This is a genomic window from Flavobacterium sp. 103 (genome assembly GCF_003096795.1).
In the GTDB taxonomy this organism is placed as follows: Bacteria; Bacteroidota; Bacteroidia; order Flavobacteriales; family Flavobacteriaceae; genus Flavobacterium.
Genome location: NZ_QENX01000001.1, coordinates 610,206 through 630,015 on the forward strand (window position 1 = coordinate 610,206; position 19,810 = coordinate 630,015).

Annotated in this window: 18 protein-coding genes; 10 read left to right on the top strand and 8 right to left on the bottom strand. The window is 32.3% G+C overall.

The window, feature by feature from the left end:
- Positions 1 to 18: 18 nt before the first annotated feature.
- The 5 genes from C8C85_RS02470 to C8C85_RS02490 all read right to left on the bottom strand — a co-directional run bounded on the left by C8C85_RS02470 (position 19) and on the right by C8C85_RS02490 (position 4,790).
- Positions 19 to 450 carry a DUF6146 family protein gene (locus C8C85_RS02470; RefSeq protein ID WP_116795662.1) on the bottom strand — a complete coding sequence of 144 codons (432 nt, stop codon included), beginning with the start codon at positions 448 to 450 and terminating at the stop codon, positions 19 to 21.
- A gap of 268 nt (positions 451 to 718) precedes the next feature.
- Positions 719 to 1,276: a DUF937 domain-containing protein gene (locus tag C8C85_RS02475; RefSeq protein ID WP_116795663.1), complete on the bottom strand. Its 558-nt coding sequence runs from the start codon at positions 1,274 to 1,276 to the stop codon at positions 719 to 721.
- 105 nt (positions 1,277 to 1,381) lie between these two features.
- The gene (locus C8C85_RS02480) at positions 1,382 to 2,347 is read right to left on the bottom strand and encodes a D-2-hydroxyacid dehydrogenase (protein ID WP_116795664.1); all 966 of its coding nucleotides are present in this window, start codon (positions 2,345 to 2,347) and stop codon (positions 1,382 to 1,384) included.
- Positions 2,348 to 2,462: 115 nt separating this feature from the next.
- A complete protein-coding gene (serC, locus tag C8C85_RS02485; protein ID WP_116795665.1) occupies positions 2,463 to 3,533 on the bottom strand; it encodes a 3-phosphoserine/phosphohydroxythreonine transaminase in 1,071 nt (356 codons plus the stop codon).
- A gap of 198 nt (positions 3,534 to 3,731) precedes the next feature.
- Entirely contained in the window at positions 3,732 to 4,790 is a 1,059-nt protein-coding gene (locus C8C85_RS02490; protein ID WP_116795666.1) for an acyl-CoA reductase, read from the bottom strand.
- A 146-nt stretch (positions 4,791 to 4,936) separates the two neighbouring features.
- On the opposite strand from C8C85_RS02490, the gene C8C85_RS02495 reads away from it, so the two are divergent.
- Together C8C85_RS02495 and C8C85_RS02500 are read left to right on the top strand one after the other, a co-directional pair.
- Positions 4,937 to 5,287 (top strand): 4Fe-4S dicluster domain-containing protein, encoded by a 351-nt coding sequence (locus tag C8C85_RS02495; RefSeq protein WP_077371707.1) that lies wholly within the window; start codon positions 4,937 to 4,939, stop codon positions 5,285 to 5,287.
- A 236-nt stretch (positions 5,288 to 5,523) separates the two neighbouring features.
- Positions 5,524 to 6,606: a hypothetical protein gene (locus tag C8C85_RS02500; protein ID WP_116795667.1), complete on the top strand. Its 1,083-nt coding sequence runs from the start codon at positions 5,524 to 5,526 to the stop codon at positions 6,604 to 6,606.
- On the opposite strand, the gene C8C85_RS02505 is transcribed toward C8C85_RS02500, so the two are convergent.
- Entirely contained in the window at positions 6,590 to 7,336 is a 747-nt protein-coding gene (locus tag C8C85_RS02505) for a class I SAM-dependent DNA methyltransferase (protein WP_116795668.1), read from the bottom strand. The two genes, C8C85_RS02500 and C8C85_RS02505, sit on opposite strands and share 17 nt — an antisense overlap.
- A 93-nt stretch (positions 7,337 to 7,429) precedes the next feature.
- The gene (locus C8C85_RS02510; protein ID WP_116795669.1) at positions 7,430 to 10,147 is read right to left on the bottom strand and encodes a TonB-dependent receptor; all 2,718 of its coding nucleotides are present in this window, start codon (positions 10,145 to 10,147) and stop codon (positions 7,430 to 7,432) included.
- Positions 10,148 to 10,684: 537 nt separating this feature from the next.
- On the opposite strand from C8C85_RS02510, the gene ychF reads away from it, so the two are divergent.
- The 3 genes from ychF to C8C85_RS02525 all read left to right on the top strand — a co-directional run bounded on the left by ychF (position 10,685) and on the right by C8C85_RS02525 (position 13,437).
- Positions 10,685 to 11,779 (top strand): redox-regulated ATPase YchF, encoded by a 1,095-nt coding sequence (gene ychF, locus C8C85_RS02515; protein ID WP_111409214.1) that lies wholly within the window; start codon positions 10,685 to 10,687, stop codon positions 11,777 to 11,779.
- Between the two features lie 198 nt (positions 11,780 to 11,977).
- Positions 11,978 to 12,895, top strand: coding sequence for a YihY/virulence factor BrkB family protein (locus C8C85_RS02520; RefSeq protein ID WP_116795670.1), 918 nt, complete (start codon positions 11,978 to 11,980; stop codon positions 12,893 to 12,895).
- 14 nt (positions 12,896 to 12,909) lie between these two features.
- Complete coding sequence (locus tag C8C85_RS02525) at positions 12,910 to 13,437, top strand: NADPH-dependent FMN reductase (RefSeq protein ID WP_116795671.1); 528 nt, start codon at positions 12,910 to 12,912, stop codon at positions 13,435 to 13,437.
- 12 nt (positions 13,438 to 13,449) lie between these two features.
- Here C8C85_RS02525 and C8C85_RS02530 read toward each other — a convergent pair whose 3' ends face one another.
- The gene (locus tag C8C85_RS02530) at positions 13,450 to 13,761 is read right to left on the bottom strand and encodes a hypothetical protein (RefSeq protein WP_116798344.1); all 312 of its coding nucleotides are present in this window, start codon (positions 13,759 to 13,761) and stop codon (positions 13,450 to 13,452) included.
- Positions 13,762 to 13,891: 130 nt separating this feature from the next.
- On the opposite strand from C8C85_RS02530, the gene C8C85_RS02535 reads away from it, so the two are divergent.
- From C8C85_RS02535 to C8C85_RS02555, 5 genes are all read left to right on the top strand, one after another.
- The gene (locus tag C8C85_RS02535) at positions 13,892 to 14,584 is read left to right on the top strand and encodes an ABC transporter ATP-binding protein (RefSeq protein WP_116795672.1); all 693 of its coding nucleotides are present in this window, start codon (positions 13,892 to 13,894) and stop codon (positions 14,582 to 14,584) included.
- 1 nt (position 14,585) lies between these two features.
- Positions 14,586 to 16,283, top strand: a complete 1,698-nt coding sequence (locus tag C8C85_RS02540) for an LIC_10190 family membrane protein (protein WP_116795673.1) — start codon at positions 14,586 to 14,588, stop codon at positions 16,281 to 16,283.
- A 4-nt stretch (positions 16,284 to 16,287) separates the two neighbouring features.
- Positions 16,288 to 17,052 (top strand): TIGR02757 family protein, encoded by a 765-nt coding sequence (locus C8C85_RS02545; RefSeq protein ID WP_116798345.1) that lies wholly within the window; start codon positions 16,288 to 16,290, stop codon positions 17,050 to 17,052.
- 259 nt (positions 17,053 to 17,311) lie between these two features.
- Complete coding sequence (locus tag C8C85_RS02550; protein WP_116795674.1) at positions 17,312 to 18,373, top strand: HEAT repeat domain-containing protein; 1,062 nt, start codon at positions 17,312 to 17,314, stop codon at positions 18,371 to 18,373.
- On the top strand, positions 18,373 to 19,800 hold the full coding sequence (locus C8C85_RS02555) for a glycosyltransferase family 2 protein (protein WP_116795675.1): 1,428 nt from the start codon (positions 18,373 to 18,375) through the stop codon (positions 19,798 to 19,800). The genes C8C85_RS02550 and C8C85_RS02555 overlap by 1 nt, the downstream gene beginning before the upstream one ends.
- The last annotated feature ends 10 nt before the right edge of the window (positions 19,801 to 19,810 follow it).

Genomic DNA, 19,810 nt, shown 5'->3' on the forward strand with positions numbered 1-19,810 from the left:
TTTAGCAGATTGTATTTCCTATCTTGCTGGTACTCGCCCATACAATCGTTGATTGTATTTGTTTTGGAAATAAATCATATAATTGTAGATAAGATAGTTTACTTCATAACCATAATTAATAGTTGGATTGTAATCGATAGTCATTTCATATAAATTAGGAGAATAGATTTGTGGTTGGTGGACACGGTTATTCCATTCCATTACATAATAATTATTTTTGTTTTCTAAATAGGATTGTGAATAATATCCTCTTGGATAGGCCGTTGATTCTAACCAAAAATCAAAACCCGGTTCAATGATAATCACTTCGTATTCGAGTTCCTTATTTTCAATTTTTATAGTGTCATTACCTGCAGTTTTTGTTTTTTCTGTACTTGCAACATTAGATTTAGAAGCACTACATCCTATAATTGTCAAAAGAACAATCAATATGTAAATTAAATTTTTCATAATAATAGCTGTTTGCGGATGTAATAAAAAGAACAATTCTAAGAATAAGTTATAATTAATTTGTAATGAAATATGAACTGTAGAGCTACACAAAGTTAAGGATTTTTACACTGATTTACTGTTCTTTACAATTAAAACAAACTTTAAAGTATATCTTTTTCAAAAAAAATCAACACCATTTTTTACTTTTTGAATCGAAATATTCTGATACAAAAAAAGACATTTACGACTTTGTAAATGTCTTTTTTAATATTAATCAAGATTTCATTTATTTCCCAAAAAGTTTTCCTAAAAAGCCACCAATACCACCACTACTTTTGGTCACTGCAATAGCATCATTCATATCCAGTTTTCCATCGGCATTTTGGTCCAAACCAAATTGAGTTCCATATTTTGAAATGGCATCCATTATTCCAGATGTTTGAGCGCCACCTCCAGAAATAGCCCCAATTAAATCCGTTATTTGAAAACTGTCATTCGGGTCATTGGCTTTATTAACTAATCCTCCTAGTATTTGAGGAATCATACTACTGGCCACTCCAGCAGCATCATTGCTATTTAAACCAAATTTCTCTCCCAAACTTCCTGTAAGTTGTTGCGTAATTTGTTGAACAGCTGGGTTCGAAGGATCTTGAGCATTATTCCCTTGGAGTAGTCCAGCAAGTTTCTCGATTCCTCCTTCGGAAGCCATTTTTTGTAAACTAGAAAATATGGAATTTCCTGCTTCACTCATTACCGCTTCATTATGTTCATTTGGAATCGCATTGTTATTCACAACTGCTTCCTGTCCAAATTGTTGCACTAATTGTGTTAATTGCTCAAACATAGGTTTTTGATTAAAATTAGATATCAAATTTAATCAAAAAAAGCGGTAATTTATTAATTGAAGTTAACAAATTACCACTATACAATTCAATATCAAACGATTGTTTTAGCTAACTAATGATTTACTTAACAAACTAATAATTTGATGTGCTAGTTCAGTACCAATTCTATCTTGTGCTTCTTTGGTAGCGGCTCCTATATGAGGAGTTAAAGAAATTTTCGGATTCATTAAAATAATAATTTCGGGATTTGGTTCACTCTCATAAACATCCAATCCCGCGAATAACACCTTACCGCTATCCAATGCTTTTACAAGTGCCACCTCATCAATAGCACCTCCTCTTGCACAGTTTACAATTCCAACACCATCTTTCATCATTTCTAATTCTTTTTCACCAATAACATGTGTATCCTGGGCAGGTACATGCAATGAAATGAAATCAGATTCCTGAAATAAAGATTCCTGAGTTTGTGAAACCAGTGATATAGAAATAGACTGCCCATCAAAAAAAGGTACTTTTATATCTTTTTTTGGAATATGTGTATCACTATAAATCACTTTCATTCCAAGTCCGATAGCCATTTTTGCGGTAGCTTGACCGATACGTCCCATTCCTATAATTCCAAGTGTTTTTCCTCTTAACTCAAGACCATTTGCATAAGCTTTTTTCAGACCATCAAAATTGGTATCTCCTTCCAAAGGCATATTTCTATTCGAGTCATGTAAAAATCGTACACCGGTAAATAAATGGGCAAAAACCAATTCAGCAACGGACTCTGATGACGAAGCTGGGGTATTTATGACATGAATCCCCTTGCTTTTGGCATACTCAACGTCAATATTATCCATTCCTACACCACCACGACCAATAATTTTAAGACCCGGACAAGCGTCAATTATATCCTTGCGAACCTTTGTGGCACTACGAACCAATATGACACTTATATTATTTTTGTTTACAAAATTAGCCACTTGTTCTTGTGCTACTTTTGTAGTGATAACTTCAAATCCAGCCTTTTCTAAAGCGACAATACCGCTTTTTGAAATTCCGTCGTTTGCTAATATTTTCATTTTGAGTTTATTTGGTCAACCGTTTAATCGTTTAGATGATGGTTAACATAAATTATTACTTTAAAATCGATTCGTTACATTGATTATTCCGATTAAACAAATAACGATTAATCGATTAAACTTTGCTTTCTAAAGCTTTCATCACATCAACAAGAACCTGTACACTTTCCAAAGGAAGTGCATTGTACATTGATGCTCTGTAACCTCCAACTGAACGGTGTCCTGGCAATCCAGAAATTCCGGCTGCTTTCCACATCGCATCAAATTTAGCAGCATGTGATTCATCGTTCAATAAAAAAGTTGCGTTCATATTAGAACGATCTTCAACAGCTGCCGTTCCTTTGAATAATGGATTTCTGTCTATCTCTGCATAAAGCAAAGCCGCTTTAGCATCATTTATTTTTTCGATAGCCTCAATTCCTCCTAGCTTTTTCAACCATTGTAAAGTCAACAAAGATGCATAAACCGGAAAAACTGGTGGCGTATTGTACATACTGTCTGCTTTGATATGTTTGGCATAATCAAGCATACTCGGTATTGCACGTCCTGTTTTTCCAAGAACTTCTTCTTTGATAACAACCAAAGTAGTTCCTGCTGGTCCCATATTTTTTTGTGCACCTGCGTAAATGATATCAAACTTTGTAAAATCTAATTTTCTTGAAAAAATATCAGAACTCATGTCACAAACAATTGGCAAGTCTGTTGATGGGAATTCCTTCATTTGTGTCCCAAAAATAGTGTTGTTGCTCGTGCAGTGAAAATAATCTGCATCGGCAGGTATAGTGTATCCTTTTGGGATATGATTATAATTTTGTTCTTTTGAAGATGCCACAACAATTGTTTCTCCAAAAAAATTAGCTTCTTTTATAGCAGCCGAAGCCCAAGTCCCTGTATCCAAATAAGCCGCTTTTCCACTTTCTTTCATTAAATTATAAGGAACCATAAGGAATTCCAGACTTGCTCCTCCTCCAAGGAATATAGCCTGATATCCTTTCCCTTTTAAATCCAAAAGCTCCAAAACTAAAGCTCTAGCTTCTTCCATTACGGCAACAAAATCCTTACTACGATGCGAAATTTCCAAAAGTGACAAACCAGAATCATTAAAATTCAATATTGCCTGTGCTGATTTTTCAAAAACTTCTTGTGGTAAAATACAAGGTCCTGCGCTGTAGTTGTGTTTTTTCATGGTATAGTTTGTCGTTACTGTTTGTTTATTATTTGTTCCAATTAACTTTTACAAGAAATTATCAATATAAATGCCTTTTGTAATTGGCAATCATGAGCATTTCGAGCTGTATTTTGTGTTTAATTTTTCAGAATGCAAATTTCGGGAATATGGGCTGAAAAACAGTTAAATTATTCGCAATAATACAAAAACATAGATTTATATTATTGACAAAAACGATATCGTATCGACGTTGTCTGCATAATCCCATAAATCTGGTTTTTGCGTGGTTCCAAATTCAATGCTGTTTTTTACAATATCTTTACTCACAATACACTGAATTTTATCACTTTCTTCCTCCAAACGTTTTTGCAAATCATCCAGATTTTCATAGTACTCATAAAAGACGCTTGTAATTGGCGAACCGTAACTTGAATCTTCTTTTATAGTCAAGAATCCATTATCCAGTAATTTGAAATTACTCATCAGGAAAACCGCTTTGTTGTAGTCATAATTATTTGCATATTTCTCGTAATGAATCACATCTTGATATTCAAAAATGGCTTCAAAAAAAGAATCAAAGGAATAACCTTTTGGAACAAAAAGTTTGGAAACATTTCGACATCCTAAACCAAAATATCTAAAAATATCTTCGCCAAGAGCCGTTAATTCCTCTTTGGTTTCTTTGCCATTTAAAACTGCAACTGAGTTTCTGTTTTTTCTTATGATGGAAGGTTTGTCTTTGAAATAATATTCAAAATAACGGGCCGTATTATTACTGCCTGTAGCAATAACGGCATCAAAACCTTCTAATTTCCCTTCTACAAACGTGATTTTGTTTTTAAATCCAGATTCAGAAGCGATAAGATAATTAGCCAAGAATGGCAAAAGATGTTGGTCATTCGAAGAAGTCTTTACCAAAACATCATGCCCAGTAATCAAAACCGATAAGAAATCATGAAATCCAACCAAGGGAATATTACCTGCCAAAACCAAAGCTACTTTTTTGGGCTCTACCTTACTCAAGTCGTAGTTAGAAAGCCATTTATCCAAATTAGCTTCGGTTAATGCTTCTGCCCAAGATTGCAAAGAAAAATATACTTGCTCTGGGGTATACCAGCCGTTATGCGATTGGGAAAGTTGAATTAAATCGATGAATTTTTCAAAAAATAAATCATTACCAAATACAGTTTCGTCTTTCGTGCAATTGCCTTCTTTAAATTGTCCTAGGAATTTACCTAATTTAACAAATGCGCTTTTTTTTGTATCTAATGTCATAATGTTTGTTTATGAAAAGTTTTGATTGTAATTTTGCACAAAAATAAGCTTTTTATAAGCTTTAGGCAAAAGTTGTGTTCAGTATTCGTATTTCGTGTTACGGAACATAAAACTTTTGAACTTTCAACCTTAAAACTAAACATAAAATGGCAATTATAATAACCGATGAATGCATAAATTGTGGGGCTTGTGAACCAGAATGCCCAAATACAGCAATATATGAGGGAGCAGATGATTGGAGATATAAAGATGGGACAAAACTGAAAGGTAAAGTGATTTTGCCAGATGGAACCGAAATAGATTCAGATGAGGCACAAACGCCAATCTCTGATGAAATATATTATATTGTTCCGGGAAAATGTACAGAATGTAAAGGATTTCACGACGAGCCACAATGTGCCGCCGTATGTCCAGTAGACTGTTGTATACCCGATGACAATCATGTTGAATCTGAAGAAACTTTATTAAACAGACAAGCTTTCTTACACAACGAATAAAGCTTATCTTTTGAAATTTCATAGAACCTGTGTCTTTACACAGGTTTTTTTATACAATATCGTTTTCTCTTTAAAAAAAATGATATTTAATTGATTTTTTTCCTATTTTTAAACAGAATATTTTTTTACTAATTTTTTATTTGCATTTAAAAAATATGAAAAAATGTCTTGTTTTACTTCAATTCTTTTTATGTTTTTCTGTTTTTTCACAAACCAATGAAAGAACATTAATACTAATGGAAAAAGATTCTAACCTTCCAATAGAAGGTGCTATTGTTGTTGTTTTAAAAACAAAACAAGTTTTAATGTCAAACAGTGAAGGAAAAGTCATTTTTGAATTAAAAGGAGGTTCAAATATAAAAGTAACACACTCGTCCTATTTACCACTAATCATAAAATGGGCTTCTTTAAATCTACCTGAAAATGTTATCTATTTAAATAGTAAACTAAATACACTTGATGACATAGTCGTAACAAAACAGCACCCTCAAGAAATAATCAAAGAATTAGTCAATAATTCAATTAAAAGACTGAACGTACCCGCTAGATTGAAAGCTTATTCAAGAGAATTTTTTAAATTAAACGGTAATTATGCTTATTTCAATGACGGTCTCATAAATTTTCAATTATATAAAGACCAGAAAAAAGTAAAATCGGTTTTATTGGTGGAACAAAATCGCTCTTTTGGCTTAGTCGATGATGAAATCAGTACGGATCTCTTAGGATACAATTTAAATGTATCGATGGAAAAGTATTATGTTTTTACGGTTTTAAGACCATTATTGGATGAAAAAATAAGAAAAAAATATAACTTTACTGTAAAGGTATATCCTTTAAATCAAGAGTATAACGAAATAACGGCAAGTCCACTGGAAGGTACAACTGAATTATTAGATGATTTTAAAATTGTTTATGACGTTAATAGAAAATTAATAATTGAGATAAATACTGAAGTATCTCCTATTACATTAGCAGGACTTAAAGAGGACTCTTCAAAAGGATCCAAAAATATAATTAGGTCTGTATTTAAAACCAATTATAGAGTTGATGGAGAAAATTATTATTTAATTAGTTCAAAAGAAGAGATTAATTACGAGATCAATACTGGTAATGAAACCAAAAACATAGAAGTGCTCAACAACTTAATAACAACAAATTTTAATATTCAAAATTACACTTATAAAGAAAGTGATGTTTTTAAAGACAAAACTCTTTTCAACATAAAGAATTCTATATTAACAGATTACTGGAATGTTTCCGGGTTAACTCCTACTGCCAAAGAATTGGAGATAATTAATGAAATTATAAAATCTTTTTAGCCATAATCACATAAGTATCATAAGCATATGTTTTTCGGTCAATTGTTTTGATGATTTCGAAATTATTGAGATACAAGAATAGTTGCATTTCATTTAATGTAAAAACCCGAACGGTAGAGAAATCATCCAACAGAATTTCTTTTTCATTATCTACAATCTTGTAATATTGCGCACTCCAATCCAACATGAAGTTTTCCATTGGAGTGGTTTCCCAATGACTCTCCCGTATGTATTTTATTCCTTCGTAAATAGCTTCATGGAGTATAGTTTGGTTTTCTTTTATAAAAGGAATGAAACGATTGGCATCGATAAAATCAAAAATAAAAATACCATTTGGATTCAAATTTTTATAGACCGACTCAAAAGTATCTATTACATCTTCATTGTTGGTCAAATAACTTGTGGATCGTCCGGTTATGATAATGGCATCCACTGGATTTTCAAGCACAAAATTACGCATATCCCCATGTATAAAAGTGCTGTTTTTATTTCTTTCCTGCGCAATATCAATCATACTTTGGCTATAATCAAGGCCTAAATAATTCTGATTATTTCCCTCAAATCGTTTGGCTAAATTTCCCGTACCGCTTCCAATTTCAAGTACAGAATCGCATTTTTTTTCTTGGATTAAGGTATTATAAAACTCATATTCTTCGTCATAATCGATAAAGGTTTGGTACATGGCATCAAAAATAGCAGCCATTTTACCAGTATATAAATTATTTGCCATGATAGTAGTATTGTTTTGTATAAATTTAAGGAATTCAACGAAATAAAAAAAGAGCTACCCGAAGATAGCTCTTTTGTAAATTGTGGATCAAAATTAGAATTTATAGTTTAATGATAAATTCAGCATTGTCCCTAATTGACTGAAATGAGATCCATCATAAGTAACTTGAGAGTAACGACCATTGAAAGTAATTAGGTTATATTGTGTTTTCACTTGCGCTGGATCTGCTAAAATAGCGCTTCCTGCAGCATTTTCAGCTACAAATTTCCATTCAGGTAATACATTGAAAATATTATTTACATTAAAAGCTAAAGTTAACTTTTCAGTTGCAGAGAAAGTAATTCCTAAATCAGTAACGATTTTAGGAATAAACTCTGTTTTCAGATCAGCATTTAAACCATCTTGGTTGAAAGTTGTTTTACCAAAGTAAGTGTTATTAAGAGAGAACCCAAATTTACCAATTTCATAATTGGCTCCCAAGATCCATTTGGTTTCTGGTCTTGAAGTAAACATTAATGATTCCAGTGTTTGGCTAAAGCTGTCCCCAGCTCTTACTGGTGAGATTCTTTCATTTTGGAAAGTAATATTACCCGATAAATTAAATCCTAATTTTCCAGATCCTATTCCAATATTATTATAGTTCATAACAACATCCAATCCTGAAGTTCTAGTGTCGAAAGAGTTAGAAAACCAAGCAACTGATCCAAATTGAGTGTTTTGCTTATCCCCTAATACGATTCTGTCCTCCACTTTGATATTGTAATAATCAAGAGTAAAATTGAAGTTTTTAAATGGTTTTGATCCAATACCAACAGTAATATTTGTTGATTTTTCAGCATCCAATTGAGGAATATTCAATTGACGCGCTTGTGGAGAAATATTATTGATAATACCACTTACTTGGATTCCTTGGCCAGGAACAAAAGAATATTGTGATTTTTGAGTATAAATCTGGTGTAAAGTTGGTGCTCTGAATCCAGTAGATACAGAACCTCTTAAAGTAACTTTATCATCAAGGAATTTATATCTTGAACTTAATTTCCAAACAGTTGCATCTCCAAAATCGCTATAATCTTCGTAACGAACGGTACCATTAATTAAAAAATCTTTGGTCACATCCCATGCTAAATCTCCATAAGCTCCAAAGTTGTAGCGGTTCCATTTTCCAGAATTTTCAGGACGGTTACCTGCAAATGAATCAGCACCTATTCCTTCCCATGAAGCTTCATCACCTGCTTGAACTCCAAAAGTTTCAGTTCTGAACTCCGATCCAAAACCAATACTAATATGATCTGAAAGCGTTTTTGAAATATCTATATTACCTACGATATGGTTAAAAGAAGTTCCCCCTGGCTTAAAAGAGATTGGGGAATTTTCTTGGTATTTATTAGTATAAATAACCTGTCCTGTGATTGGATCAACAGCTGGCAGCCCTGTATCAGGATCAATACTTGATTGTTTTATATTTGATCTGTTTACAGAATTATTCACAGAGTAAGTTTGACTATTTCCGCCAGTAGTTATACTCATATCAGTATTCCAACCATTTTTAGTTGTTTTAAAACCTAATGTAGCATTATAGTCATTTAAGTCACCTTCAAATGTTGGCACATAACCATCGTATGAAGGATTCGCATCATCTCCATTTCCAAAGAAATCATTTAAGTACGGATTCGCTGGATCTAATGTTCTCCAATATGGAGTTCTATAGTTAGCAAATGAATTTACTTTTTTATAAACATAAGCAGCATTATAATATACTTGAGTTATATCATTTAAATCATTTCCACCATTAATTAAGAATTTTGCTGCAGCAGTTTCAGGAGATCCATTAATATTACCCGCATCTGGACGTCTTGCGAGGAATGACTGCACTTCTGCTAAAGGAGCACCAAAATCACCTGCATCACCTTCTGCATCAACAGTTCCAGGTCTATTAGCTTGATTTACTTTTGAAAAATCTATAGTATAATTTAGAAAACCATTACCTCCAACAGTAGTTCCATTGTTCAAAGTAACTCCTAACATTTCACCATCTCCCTCTCCTGTAATACCCGATCTAATAGTAAGTGAGCCATCAGAATGATTCTTTTTTAAGATAATGTTCATTACCCCTGCAATCGCATCAGATCCATATTGAGCAGAAGCACCATCTCTTAAAATCTCAACTCTTTCGATAGCATCTGTTGGAATTGCTGATATATCAGCTCCTGTTTCTCCTCGTCCTGGTGAGGTTTGAACATATAATAATGAACTTAAATTTTTACGTTTCCCATTGATTAAGATTAATGTTCTACTAGGTCCCATATTTCTTATTTCATACGGATCCAGTAATGAAGTAGCATCATTTACAGGTGTGTTTACAGTATTAAATGACGGAATTCTGTATTGCAATGCTTTATCAAAAGTCGCTTGTCCCGTAGCAGTCAAATCTTTCGAGGACAATACATCAATTGGCAATGCGCTTGTAGTATTACTTCGAGGAGCAGTACGAGTCCCTGTAACTACAACTTCCTCTAGTTTTTGTCCACCGCTTTCTTCCTCTAAATCAACATTGATAATGGCTGTTGTAGCTGGTTTTGTAACTGTTGTAAATCCTATATAGCTAAAAACTAATGTAGCTCCTTCATTAACATTTAGTTTGTAACTACCATTCATATCAGTTGATATTCCATTTTTCGTCCCTTTTTCCTGAACATTAACTCCTGGAAGCGGAGTGCCCGTTTTGTCTTTTACGATTCCTGAAACTTCTCTTTGAGCCATCATAAACGTGACATTTAACAAAAAGAATAATAGCGTGATTTTTCTCATAATCAATTAAGTTTGGTTGGTTATTGGTTAATTACTAAGGCTAATATAACAAAATATTAACATAAAAAATACAAAATGTTATATTTTATCTAAAAATTAGAAAATAATTATCAATACGGTAATTCCAACAACTGATAACTATTAGAAAAAAAGTAATTGATGATTTTAGGAGTTTATTTTATATTTTTCCTTTTTTTGATATTATTATTTAAGAGAGTGTTTTTTATATAATTAAACAATATTTATTTTAACTTGGCATTCCAAGCATCAATAATGATTTGAAAAATCAAAGTAATGTGTGAAACAAAAGGAAAATCCAGTTTATCATACATAAAAATATTTAGTGGTGTCAAATTGATTCTTTCAGTTAAGACTAGATAAAAATTTGAGTACTTCAAGGCTTTATATAAGCTAAAGAATGAAAAGGAAGGTCGAATATTTGTGGAGTAATGTCTTTATACCTTATATTTGCAAACTTTAAAAAAGGAATTACTAAAGACAAGTAGTAGACAACTGTTATTTGTAAACAAACATAATATGAAAGCAGGAATTGTAGGGTTACCAAATGTTGGAAAATCAACATTATTCAATTGTTTATCGAATGCAAAAGCGCAAAGTGCCAACTTTCCATTTTGTACAATCGAGCCTAATATTGGAGTAGTGAATGTACCAGACCCAAGAATCGAAAAATTAGAATTACTGGTAAAACCGGAGCGTGTTCAAATGGCAACAGTAGATATCGTGGATATTGCTGGATTGGTAAAAGGAGCCAGTAAAGGAGAAGGTTTAGGAAATCAATTTTTAGGAAACATTAGAGAATGTAATGCTATTATTCACGTTTTGCGTTGTTTTGACAATGATAATATTGTTCACGTTGACGGGAATGTAAATCCTATCCGTGACAAAGAAACTATTGACATTGAGTTGCAATTAAAAGACCTAGAGACTGTTGAAAAACGTTTAGAGAAGGTCAATCGTGCTGCCAAAACCGGAAATAAAGAAGCACAAACTGAAAAAGCACTTTTGGACAGAATCAGAGAAACACTTTTGCAGGCAAAATCGGCAAGAACAGTAACTCCACAAAGTAACGACGAGGAAGTATTAATGGAAAGTTTTCAATTGATTACTGCAAAACCAGTGTTATACGTTTGTAATGTGGATGAGAATTCAGCGGTTTCAGGAAACAAATATGTAGATCAAGTTCGCGAATTGGTAAAAGATGAAGATGCTGAAGTAATTGTGCTTTCTGTAGGAGCCGAAGCAGATATCACCGAATTAGAAAGCTACGAAGAACGTCAAGTATTCTTGGAAGATATGGGATTGAGTGAGCCAGGAGCATCGGTTTTGATTCGCGCAGCTTACAAATTATTAAAGCAACAAACGTATTTCACTGCAGGTGTCAAAGAAGTTCGTGCTTGGACTATTAACATTGGAGCTACAGCGCCGCAAGCCGCAGGAGTTATCCACACCGATTTTGAAAAAGGATTCATCCGTGCCGAAGTGATTGCCTATGAAGATTTCGTTCAATACGGATCAGAAGCGAAATGTAAAGAAGCCGGAAAATTTAAAGTGGAAGGAAAAGAATATATAGTAAAAGATGGAGACGTAATGCACTTCAGATTCAACGTATAGTCTTTAAGAAAAGAGTAAGGAATAAAGAAAATAAATAGGAACCTGCAAGAGTCATTTTGCAGGTTTTTTTTATGACCAATTTAGAATATGTAATTTGTTACTAAAGAAATGTCTATTATTATGTAAAAACTAAAGTGAATCATATAAAACTTTAAGGAGGGAATGGTCTAATTTAGTTGCAATTTTAATAAACAGATTATGCTATTTAAAGACCTATTATCTAAGTCTTGGTTTTTACTCAAAAATGCAACTTTGGAATTTATAGATGATAACGCGATAAAACTTAGTGCTGCTTTGGCCTATTATACCATTTTTGCTCTTCCACCCTTATTAATTATAATAATTACAATTTGTGGTTTTTTCTTTGGAGATGAAGCAGTAACTGGCCAGCTTTATGGACAAATTAATACTTTGGTTGGTAACGAAGCAGCGATTCAGATTCAAGGTGCTATAAAGAACGTTGAGCTTTCTGGAAGTAATGTTTTTGTAACTATATTTGGAATAGGAATGTTATTGATTGGAGCTTCGGGAGTCTTTGCGGAGATTCAAAGCTCTATTAATTATATTTGGGGTTTGCGTGCTAAGCCCAATAAAGGGTTCAAAAAGTTCATTCAAAACCGGATAATGTCTTTTTCGATGATTGTATCATTAGGATTTTTGATGATCGTTAGTTTATCCGTAAATACCATATTGGACATAGTGAATACAAGGTTGAAACTATATTTTCCAGAAAGTACGATTTACTTGTTTTATGTTGTTAATTCAGTAATTGTCTTTAGTATAATCACTTTGCTTTTTGCAATTATCTTTAGGACATTGCCGGATGGAATAATAAAGTGGAGAGATGCTTGTCTCGGTGCTTCTTGCACGGCTGTATTATTTATGATTGGGAAATTTGCTATTGGTTTTTATTTGGGAAATTCTACGATTGCTTCTATCTATGGAGCTGCAGGCTCAGTAATAATTATTTTGATATGGGTTTATTATTCGTCTATAATTCTTTACTTTGGAGCAGAATTCACCAAAGTGTATGCAAAAACATATGGCGGAAAAATTTCTCCAAATGAATATTCAGTAGAAATTAAAAAAGAAATTTTGGAAATTGAGAAATCCTAAAAAACTAATTTATTATGAAAATCATAGCCTTTGCAGGAAGTCCAAGCAAAAAATCCATCAACAAAAAATTAGCCACTTATGCAGCGGGTCTGTTTGAAAATGCCCAAGTTGAAATTTTGGATTTAAACGATTATGAAATGCCGTTATTCAGCGTTGATAAGGAAGTTGTAATCGGGCAACATCCTTTGGCTAAAGCCTTTTTGGAAAAAATAGCAACAGCTGATTTGTTGGTAGTTTCACTTGCCGAAAATAATGGAAATTACAGTGCTGCTTTCAAAAATACCGTGGATTGGTGTTCGAGGATAAACGGAAAAATATTTCAGGAAAAACCAATGTTATTGATGGCCACTTCGCCGGGCGCTAGAGGAGGTGCAAGCGTTCTGGAGATAGCTAAAAATAATTTTCCCCGTTTCAATGCCGATATAAAAGCTGTATTCTCATTACCAAGTTTCGAGGCTAATTTTGATGTTGAGACAAATGTTATTTCAAATCCAGAATTTGATAATCAATTGAAAGAAATTGTTAGAGATTTTCAAATTTGAAATAAATATAGACTAACTCTTTCCCTCACTATTATTACTTTTTATCCAATAGGTATATATCCATGTCAGAGTAAAAGAAGGGACAACATCTGTGAATGGTAATATTTCTTCAACAAAAGTTAAAACACCAGCAACCTTACCCACTCGACCTTCATACATTCTGGTCATCAAAAAGCCGGCAAGAGGAGCCCAAACAACGTCGCCAAATTCGCCTATGCCTGGAATGGTAAAAGACAGCATACCAATCGCATCAAATAGAATCCCTAAAACTAATTTTTTACTTTTTAGGTTGTTTTTTACGGCAACAACATTTTTACTTTCCATTTTTTTGAGATTAAGTCGATATAAATATACAAATCTAGTCGTTATTTTCCAGAATTTATACTGGAGAAAAAACGCTTTAATCAGAGGGTTAATTACCAAATACTTTGTTTCTTTGTAAAAACAGTTTGAAATGATACACGCAAAAAACATACATAAATATTACGATCAACTTGAAGTATTAAAAGGAGTGGATTTACATATTAAAAAAGGCGAAATTGTTTCTATTGTTGGTGCTTCGGGTGCGGGAAAAACAACACTATTGCAAATTCTTGGAACATTGGATAAACCCAGTCCAACAAAAAAGGAATCCGGAAATCAAACACCAGAAAACGATACTTCACTTTTCATAAACAATGAAGATATTTTGAAAATGAACGACAAATCGTTGTCCAAATTCAGAAATTCGAATTTGGGATTTATATTTCAATTCCATCAATTACTACCGGAATTTACGGCATTGGAAAATGTTTGTATCCCAGCTTTTATTGCCAATAGATCAAAATCAGAAACCGAAAAAGAAGCCAAAAAACTGTTGGAATATTTAGGTTTATCGCACAGAATAGACCACAAACCAAACGAATTATCTGGAGGTGAACAACAACGTGTTGCTGTAGCACGAGCCCTAATCAACAGGCCTGATGTTATTTTTGCCGATGAGCCTTCAGGAAATCTTGACACGCATTCCGCCGAAAATTTGCATCAATTATTTTTTCAACTACGAGATGAATTTGGACAAACTTTTGTAATTGTAACCCATAATGAAGAATTAGCCAATATGGCTGACAGAAAATTAGTAATGACCGATGGACAAATAATGCTGTAAAATGATATTGATTCTTTTAAGTTGGATTTATATATTTTTTTCGACAATCAATCTCGGTTTTGTAACTGACAGAATCCTACGATTAAAGAATCAAAATTTTGTTATCCATACTATTTTAGGACTTTTTACCACCACCATTTTTACTAGTATTTCGGCAATTTTTGGAAGAGTAAACATTGAGTTTCATATAGTTCTTCTTTTAATTAACCTTGCTGTTTTTTTTAAATTTCAAAAAGAAATCAGGCTTCTTTATAAATTATTTTTAGAGGAATTACGTTCGTTGACAACTCCTTTAAAAATAGTGTTAAGCATTATTACTATTTTAATTTTGGCCCAATGCGCTTCCATTCCTTATATTTTAGATAACGAATCATATTATATTCAGACAATAAAATGGATTAATGAATATGGTTTTGTAAAAGGTTTGGCCAACTTACATTTTTTTCTGGCCCAAACAAGTGGTTGGCACATTCTTCAGAGTGCATATAGTTTTTCATTTTTATATGATAAATTCAATGACATCAGTGGTTTTTGTCTTTTACTCGGAAATATATTCGCAATTACAAAACTGAATGATTATTTCAAAAACAAGGATGAAAATTATTTGATAATAGGATTACTTCCATTGGCAAACGTATTTTTCTTCCAATTTATAAGTTCACCTTCCCCAGATATTCCGATATATATTTTTTCATTAATCATCTTCTTTTATTTTCTACAAAATTTTAAAAAATTGGATGTCGAAAATTTTAACCTGATAGTGATTTTGATTCTTTTTTCCTTGTTCATCAAAACAACTTCCTTTTCATTAATTTTCATTCCTATTCTTTTATTGGCAAAAAATTTCAAAAAATTATTGCCTGAACTTTTTAAATCAGTCCTAATATCAATCATTATATTAGTCCTTTTTGTAATTAAGAACACTATCATTAGTGGTTTTCCATTTTTCCCGGTAATCAATTTCCATTTCTTAGAAACTGACTATAGAATACCTGAAACAATAGCAAAATTGTATTATGAAGAAACCAGACTCTATGGGTATTTTTTGACACATGAGCAGTACGATAAAATGACCGTTTACGATTTATTTTTAAGATGGTTAACTTTACCTAAATTGCATGGCTTATTCAATAAATTAAGCATAATACTCATTATTACCAGTCCGATATTTATATACAAATATTTCCATAAGAAAGAAATATGGACCCTTTACTTTATAATGTGCCTACATTTCACATTTCTATTTTGTACTTCCCCACAATATCGGTTCTTTATGAATTTTTTATTGTTTTTTTCCTTTTTCTTGACGGCTCTATTCCTGAAACAAAAAAGAATCGTCCTTTTATCTCTTTACTTTTCAATTTTCATTACTGGCTTTGTTTTGTTAATGCCAATTAATTTATATTTTTTTACTAAAAATAAATTCGCCCTGTCAACCAGTAATTTTTCTACAAAAAATATTATTTTCCCATATAAAAACACAAAATCCAGTACTACTTTTGAATATCTTCAAAACGGTAATCTCAATTTTTATTCTCCTGTCGAAAATGATTTTTTTTGGAGTTCAGGAGACGGGAAACTTCCTTGTGTGAATAAAAATCAAATCCAATATTTCAATTACTATTATAAAGTAAAACCTCAAATGCGGACTACCGATTTGAAAGATGGTTTTTACTCCAAAAGCACTTCGAAAGAATAACAAAATGAATAAAACTGAACTTAAATCTTTTCTGGACGAAAAAGTACTATTATACAATAATCAGGATTTCATCGAAAGTGATCCTGTACAAATTCCGCATCTATTTACCCAAAAGGAAGATATCGAAATTGCAGGATTCTTGAGCGCCACTATATCATGGGGAAATCGAAAAATGATTATCAAGAATGCACACAAAATGATGGATGTGATGGGTAATGCGCCTTATGATTTTGTAATGTCGCACCAAGAAACCGACTTGGAACGATTGGAAAATTTCGTGCATCGTACTTTCAACGGACAAGATTTTATCGGCTTTATTAAAGGATTACAGCATATTTATCGAAATCATGGTGGATTAGAAACAATCTTTAGCCAAAATATAGAAGGAAACGATTTGCAAAATAGCATTCATAAATTCAAACAGCTTTTTTTTGAAATCCCACATCTTAACAGGACACAAAAACACATTTCTGACCCATTGAAAGGATCTGCGGCCAAGAGAATAAATATGTATTTGAGATGGATGTGTCGCCAAGACAACAAAGGTGTCGATTTAGGGATTTGGAAAAGCATCTCCCCTTCCCTTCTTTCTTGTCCGCTAGATATACACTCCGGAAATGTAGCCCGTAAATTAGGCTTACTTACGCGAAAACAAAATGATGGAAGAGCTCTAACCGAATTGGATATAAATCTTAGGGAACTAGACCCAATAGATCCCGTAAAATATGATTTTGCTTTATTTGGATTGGGCGTTTTTGAGGGGTTTTAGGCAAATACTAAAGAATCATTCATCCTTTTTACTTCAAATCCAAATTTCACTTTTCAATCTGTTTAACTTCTAAAAAAGTTGTTTTTTATAATCATATAAACCGACTCCCTTTCACTTCATAACAAACTGTTTTCCATTATTTTATTCAAAATATTTGAAATAATCATTATCTTTATGTAGATTTTTTTTTTAATAAAAAAAATACAACCCAACATTGGCTTAGTTTTTTGTAACCCTTTTCAAAACGCACCTCTTATTAATGGATGTATTAATTTATTATTTTGTCCTCATCGCACTTCCCATATTGACTTGTGGACTTATCTTATTAATAGCTTTTCTGATAATCAATAGATTCAGATACGATTTGTTCAGACCAAAATTTGAAGACGCAAAAAGTAAAATAGACAGTTTCCTAACCAACATGATTTTCTCGCCTTTTGATGAAACTCTTTTTAAAACTGAAATTGAGCAATTCAAAAAAGGAATTCCATTTGAAAAAAAATGGTGCAAAAAATTAATTCTTAATGAGATTATTTTCTTGAAATTGAATCTAAAAGGTGAAGTCACCAATACTTTCCATTTTCTATATGAACAATTTGAATTATTCGAATACACCAAAAAACTTCTAAAAAGCAATCGCTTTTATTTAAAGTGTCTAGGGATGTACCAACTGGAATCTTTAGAATATAAAAAAGGAGCTCCGCTCATTACTCCATTCTTAAATCATAAAAACAGAAGTGTCAAATCCAGTGCTTTTTTGTCCTTAATCTCACTAAAACCAAACAAATTAGAGACTTTAGTTGATTTCTCACACCAAATTACTATTGCTGAAGAAATCAATATTATGGATATTTTACATCAGAAAAAAACAAAAATTCCTTCCAACTTAAGTCAATGGATTAAATCAGATAATCTTTCAATTATCAAATTGGGAATAAAATTGATGGTATTTTACAACTATACCAATGACAATGAAACCATTCTAAAATTACTAAAACACAACGACAAATCGGTTCGACATGAAGCAATTATAGCTGTGAAATTTTTATATATCCACCAGGCAGAACCGATATTGATTGAACAATTTAAACACGAAGACACTCTAAATAAATTAGAAATCTTCGATACCCTTTCCGGAATAGGAACAACCGATTCTGAGCATTTTATTGCTCAATTATTAGAAAATAAAACCGACGAGGATATTAAGCTTGATGCCGTTTATTGTATCGACAGAATAAACTCACATTATTTTGAGCAACATTTTTTGGATAATGAAGATGTACAAAAAGTAGTCAAACATGTTAAAACACCTTATTTATAATGCTAGATAATATATTAAACATATATGCATATTTCATAGGAGTATTTTCTTTTACCTATATCATTTGTTATACCATATTAGCAATGCTATCCTATTATGCGATTAAAAAACACCTAAACACGAAATATTATATTCCAAATAATGTCATCATCAAATCCAATTACATCCCAGGTGTCTCTGTAGTAGCACCTGCATTCAACGAAGGGGCGACTGTTGTCTACAATGTTAAATCGTTACTCTCACTTACTTATCCAAAATATGAAGTCGTATTGGTAAATGATGGCAGTTCCGATGATACTCTCCAAAAACTAATTGATGAGTTCGAATTAATCAAAGTCGATTTTTATTATCAGGAAAAAATTAAAACAAGTCGTGTAAGAGGTCATTACAAATCCACAAATTCACTTTATTCAAAACTATTGGTGGTGGATAAAGAAAATGGAAAAAGTAAAGCAGATGCCTCAAATGCAGGAATAAATTCAACCAAATATCCATTGTTTTTATGCACCGATGTGGATTGTATTCTAAAGAATGATACCATCATAAAATTAGCAAAACCCTTCATCGAAAGTAAAAAAAGAGTCATTGCAACAGGTGCTGGTATTCGAATTTCTAATTCTTGCGAAGTAAAAGATGGCTTTTTGGTCAAAATCCATTTCCCCAAAGGATGGTATCCTAGATTTCAAGAACTGGAATATGTTCGCGCCTTTCTTTTTGGCAGAATGGCCTGGAGTCAGATCAATGGTTTGTTGTTGGTTTCTGGAGGACTGGGTATGTTTGACAAAGAAATTGCTGTTGCGGCCGGAGGTTATTGGCACAAATCATTGGGAGAAGATATGGAACTTATTACTCGAATGAGAAAATATATGTATGACAACAAATTACCTTTTTCAATTCAATACATTCCTGAATCTTTATGCTGGACAGAAGTTCCAGCTACAAGAGAAGTCTTGATTCGTCAACGCGTGCGTTGGGCAAGAGGATTGATCCAGACTTTATATTTACACAAAAATATTTTTTTCAATCCGAAATATGAAAAAACAGGATTTTTAATATTCCCTTATTTCTTTTTCTTTGAATTTTTGATTCCGATTCTAGAACTAACTGGCATCATTGTTCTGATTCTTGGCTTTTTTCTTTTGGATGTAAATTATGTAAATTTCCTCTACCTGTCGTTGATAGTATATTTATTCTATCTTATCATAACCTTTATTTCTATTCTATTGGACGATGTTATTTATAAAAACTATGCCAATACTAAGGAAATTATTGTTTTAATATTAATGGCTATTATTGAACCTTTTTGTTACCACCCCGTAAACGTGTATGCATCGTTAAAAGGGTATTATCATTTTTTTAGACAGAAAGAACAAAGTTGGGGAAATATGCAAAGGCAGGGATTTAATACCACTCCAAAACAAAATTAGATTGCATATT

Coding starts and splice junctions, on each gene's coding strand:
- C8C85_RS02530 (WP_116798344.1), bottom strand. CDS start 13,761: ATGGAAAGTAAAAATGTTGTTGCCGTAAAAAACAACCTAAAAAGTAAA.
- C8C85_RS02500 (WP_116795667.1), top strand. CDS start 5,524: ATGGAAAAAGATTCTAACCTTCCAATAGAAGGTGCTATTGTTGTTGTT.
- C8C85_RS02510 (WP_116795669.1), bottom strand. CDS start 10,147: ATGAGAAAAATCACGCTATTATTCTTTTTGTTAAATGTCACGTTTATG.
- C8C85_RS02475 (WP_116795663.1), bottom strand. CDS start 1,276: ATGTTTGAGCAATTAACACAATTAGTGCAACAATTTGGACAGGAAGCA.
- C8C85_RS02490 (WP_116795666.1), bottom strand. CDS start 4,790: ATGACATTAGATACAAAAAAAAGCGCATTTGTTAAATTAGGTAAATTC.
- C8C85_RS02470 (WP_116795662.1), bottom strand. CDS start 450: ATGAAAAATTTAATTTACATATTGATTGTTCTTTTGACAATTATAGGA.
- C8C85_RS02550 (WP_116795674.1), top strand. CDS start 17,312: ATGGATGTATTAATTTATTATTTTGTCCTCATCGCACTTCCCATATTG.
- ychF (WP_111409214.1), top strand. CDS start 10,685: ATGAAAGCAGGAATTGTAGGGTTACCAAATGTTGGAAAATCAACATTA.
- C8C85_RS02480 (WP_116795664.1), bottom strand. CDS start 2,347: ATGAAAATATTAGCAAACGACGGAATTTCAAAAAGCGGTATTGTCGCT.
- C8C85_RS02555 (WP_116795675.1), top strand. CDS start 18,373: ATGCTAGATAATATATTAAACATATATGCATATTTCATAGGAGTATTT.
- C8C85_RS02540 (WP_116795673.1), top strand. CDS start 14,586: ATGATATTGATTCTTTTAAGTTGGATTTATATATTTTTTTCGACAATC.
- C8C85_RS02520 (WP_116795670.1), top strand. CDS start 11,978: ATGCTATTTAAAGACCTATTATCTAAGTCTTGGTTTTTACTCAAAAAT.
- C8C85_RS02525 (WP_116795671.1), top strand. CDS start 12,910: ATGAAAATCATAGCCTTTGCAGGAAGTCCAAGCAAAAAATCCATCAAC.
- C8C85_RS02545 (WP_116798345.1), top strand. CDS start 16,288: ATGAATAAAACTGAACTTAAATCTTTTCTGGACGAAAAAGTACTATTA.
- serC (WP_116795665.1), bottom strand. CDS start 3,533: ATGAAAAAACACAACTACAGCGCAGGACCTTGTATTTTACCACAAGAA.
- C8C85_RS02505 (WP_116795668.1), bottom strand. CDS start 7,336: ATGGCAAATAATTTATATACTGGTAAAATGGCTGCTATTTTTGATGCC.
- C8C85_RS02495 (WP_077371707.1), top strand. CDS start 4,937: ATGGCAATTATAATAACCGATGAATGCATAAATTGTGGGGCTTGTGAA.
- C8C85_RS02535 (WP_116795672.1), top strand. CDS start 13,892: ATGATACACGCAAAAAACATACATAAATATTACGATCAACTTGAAGTA.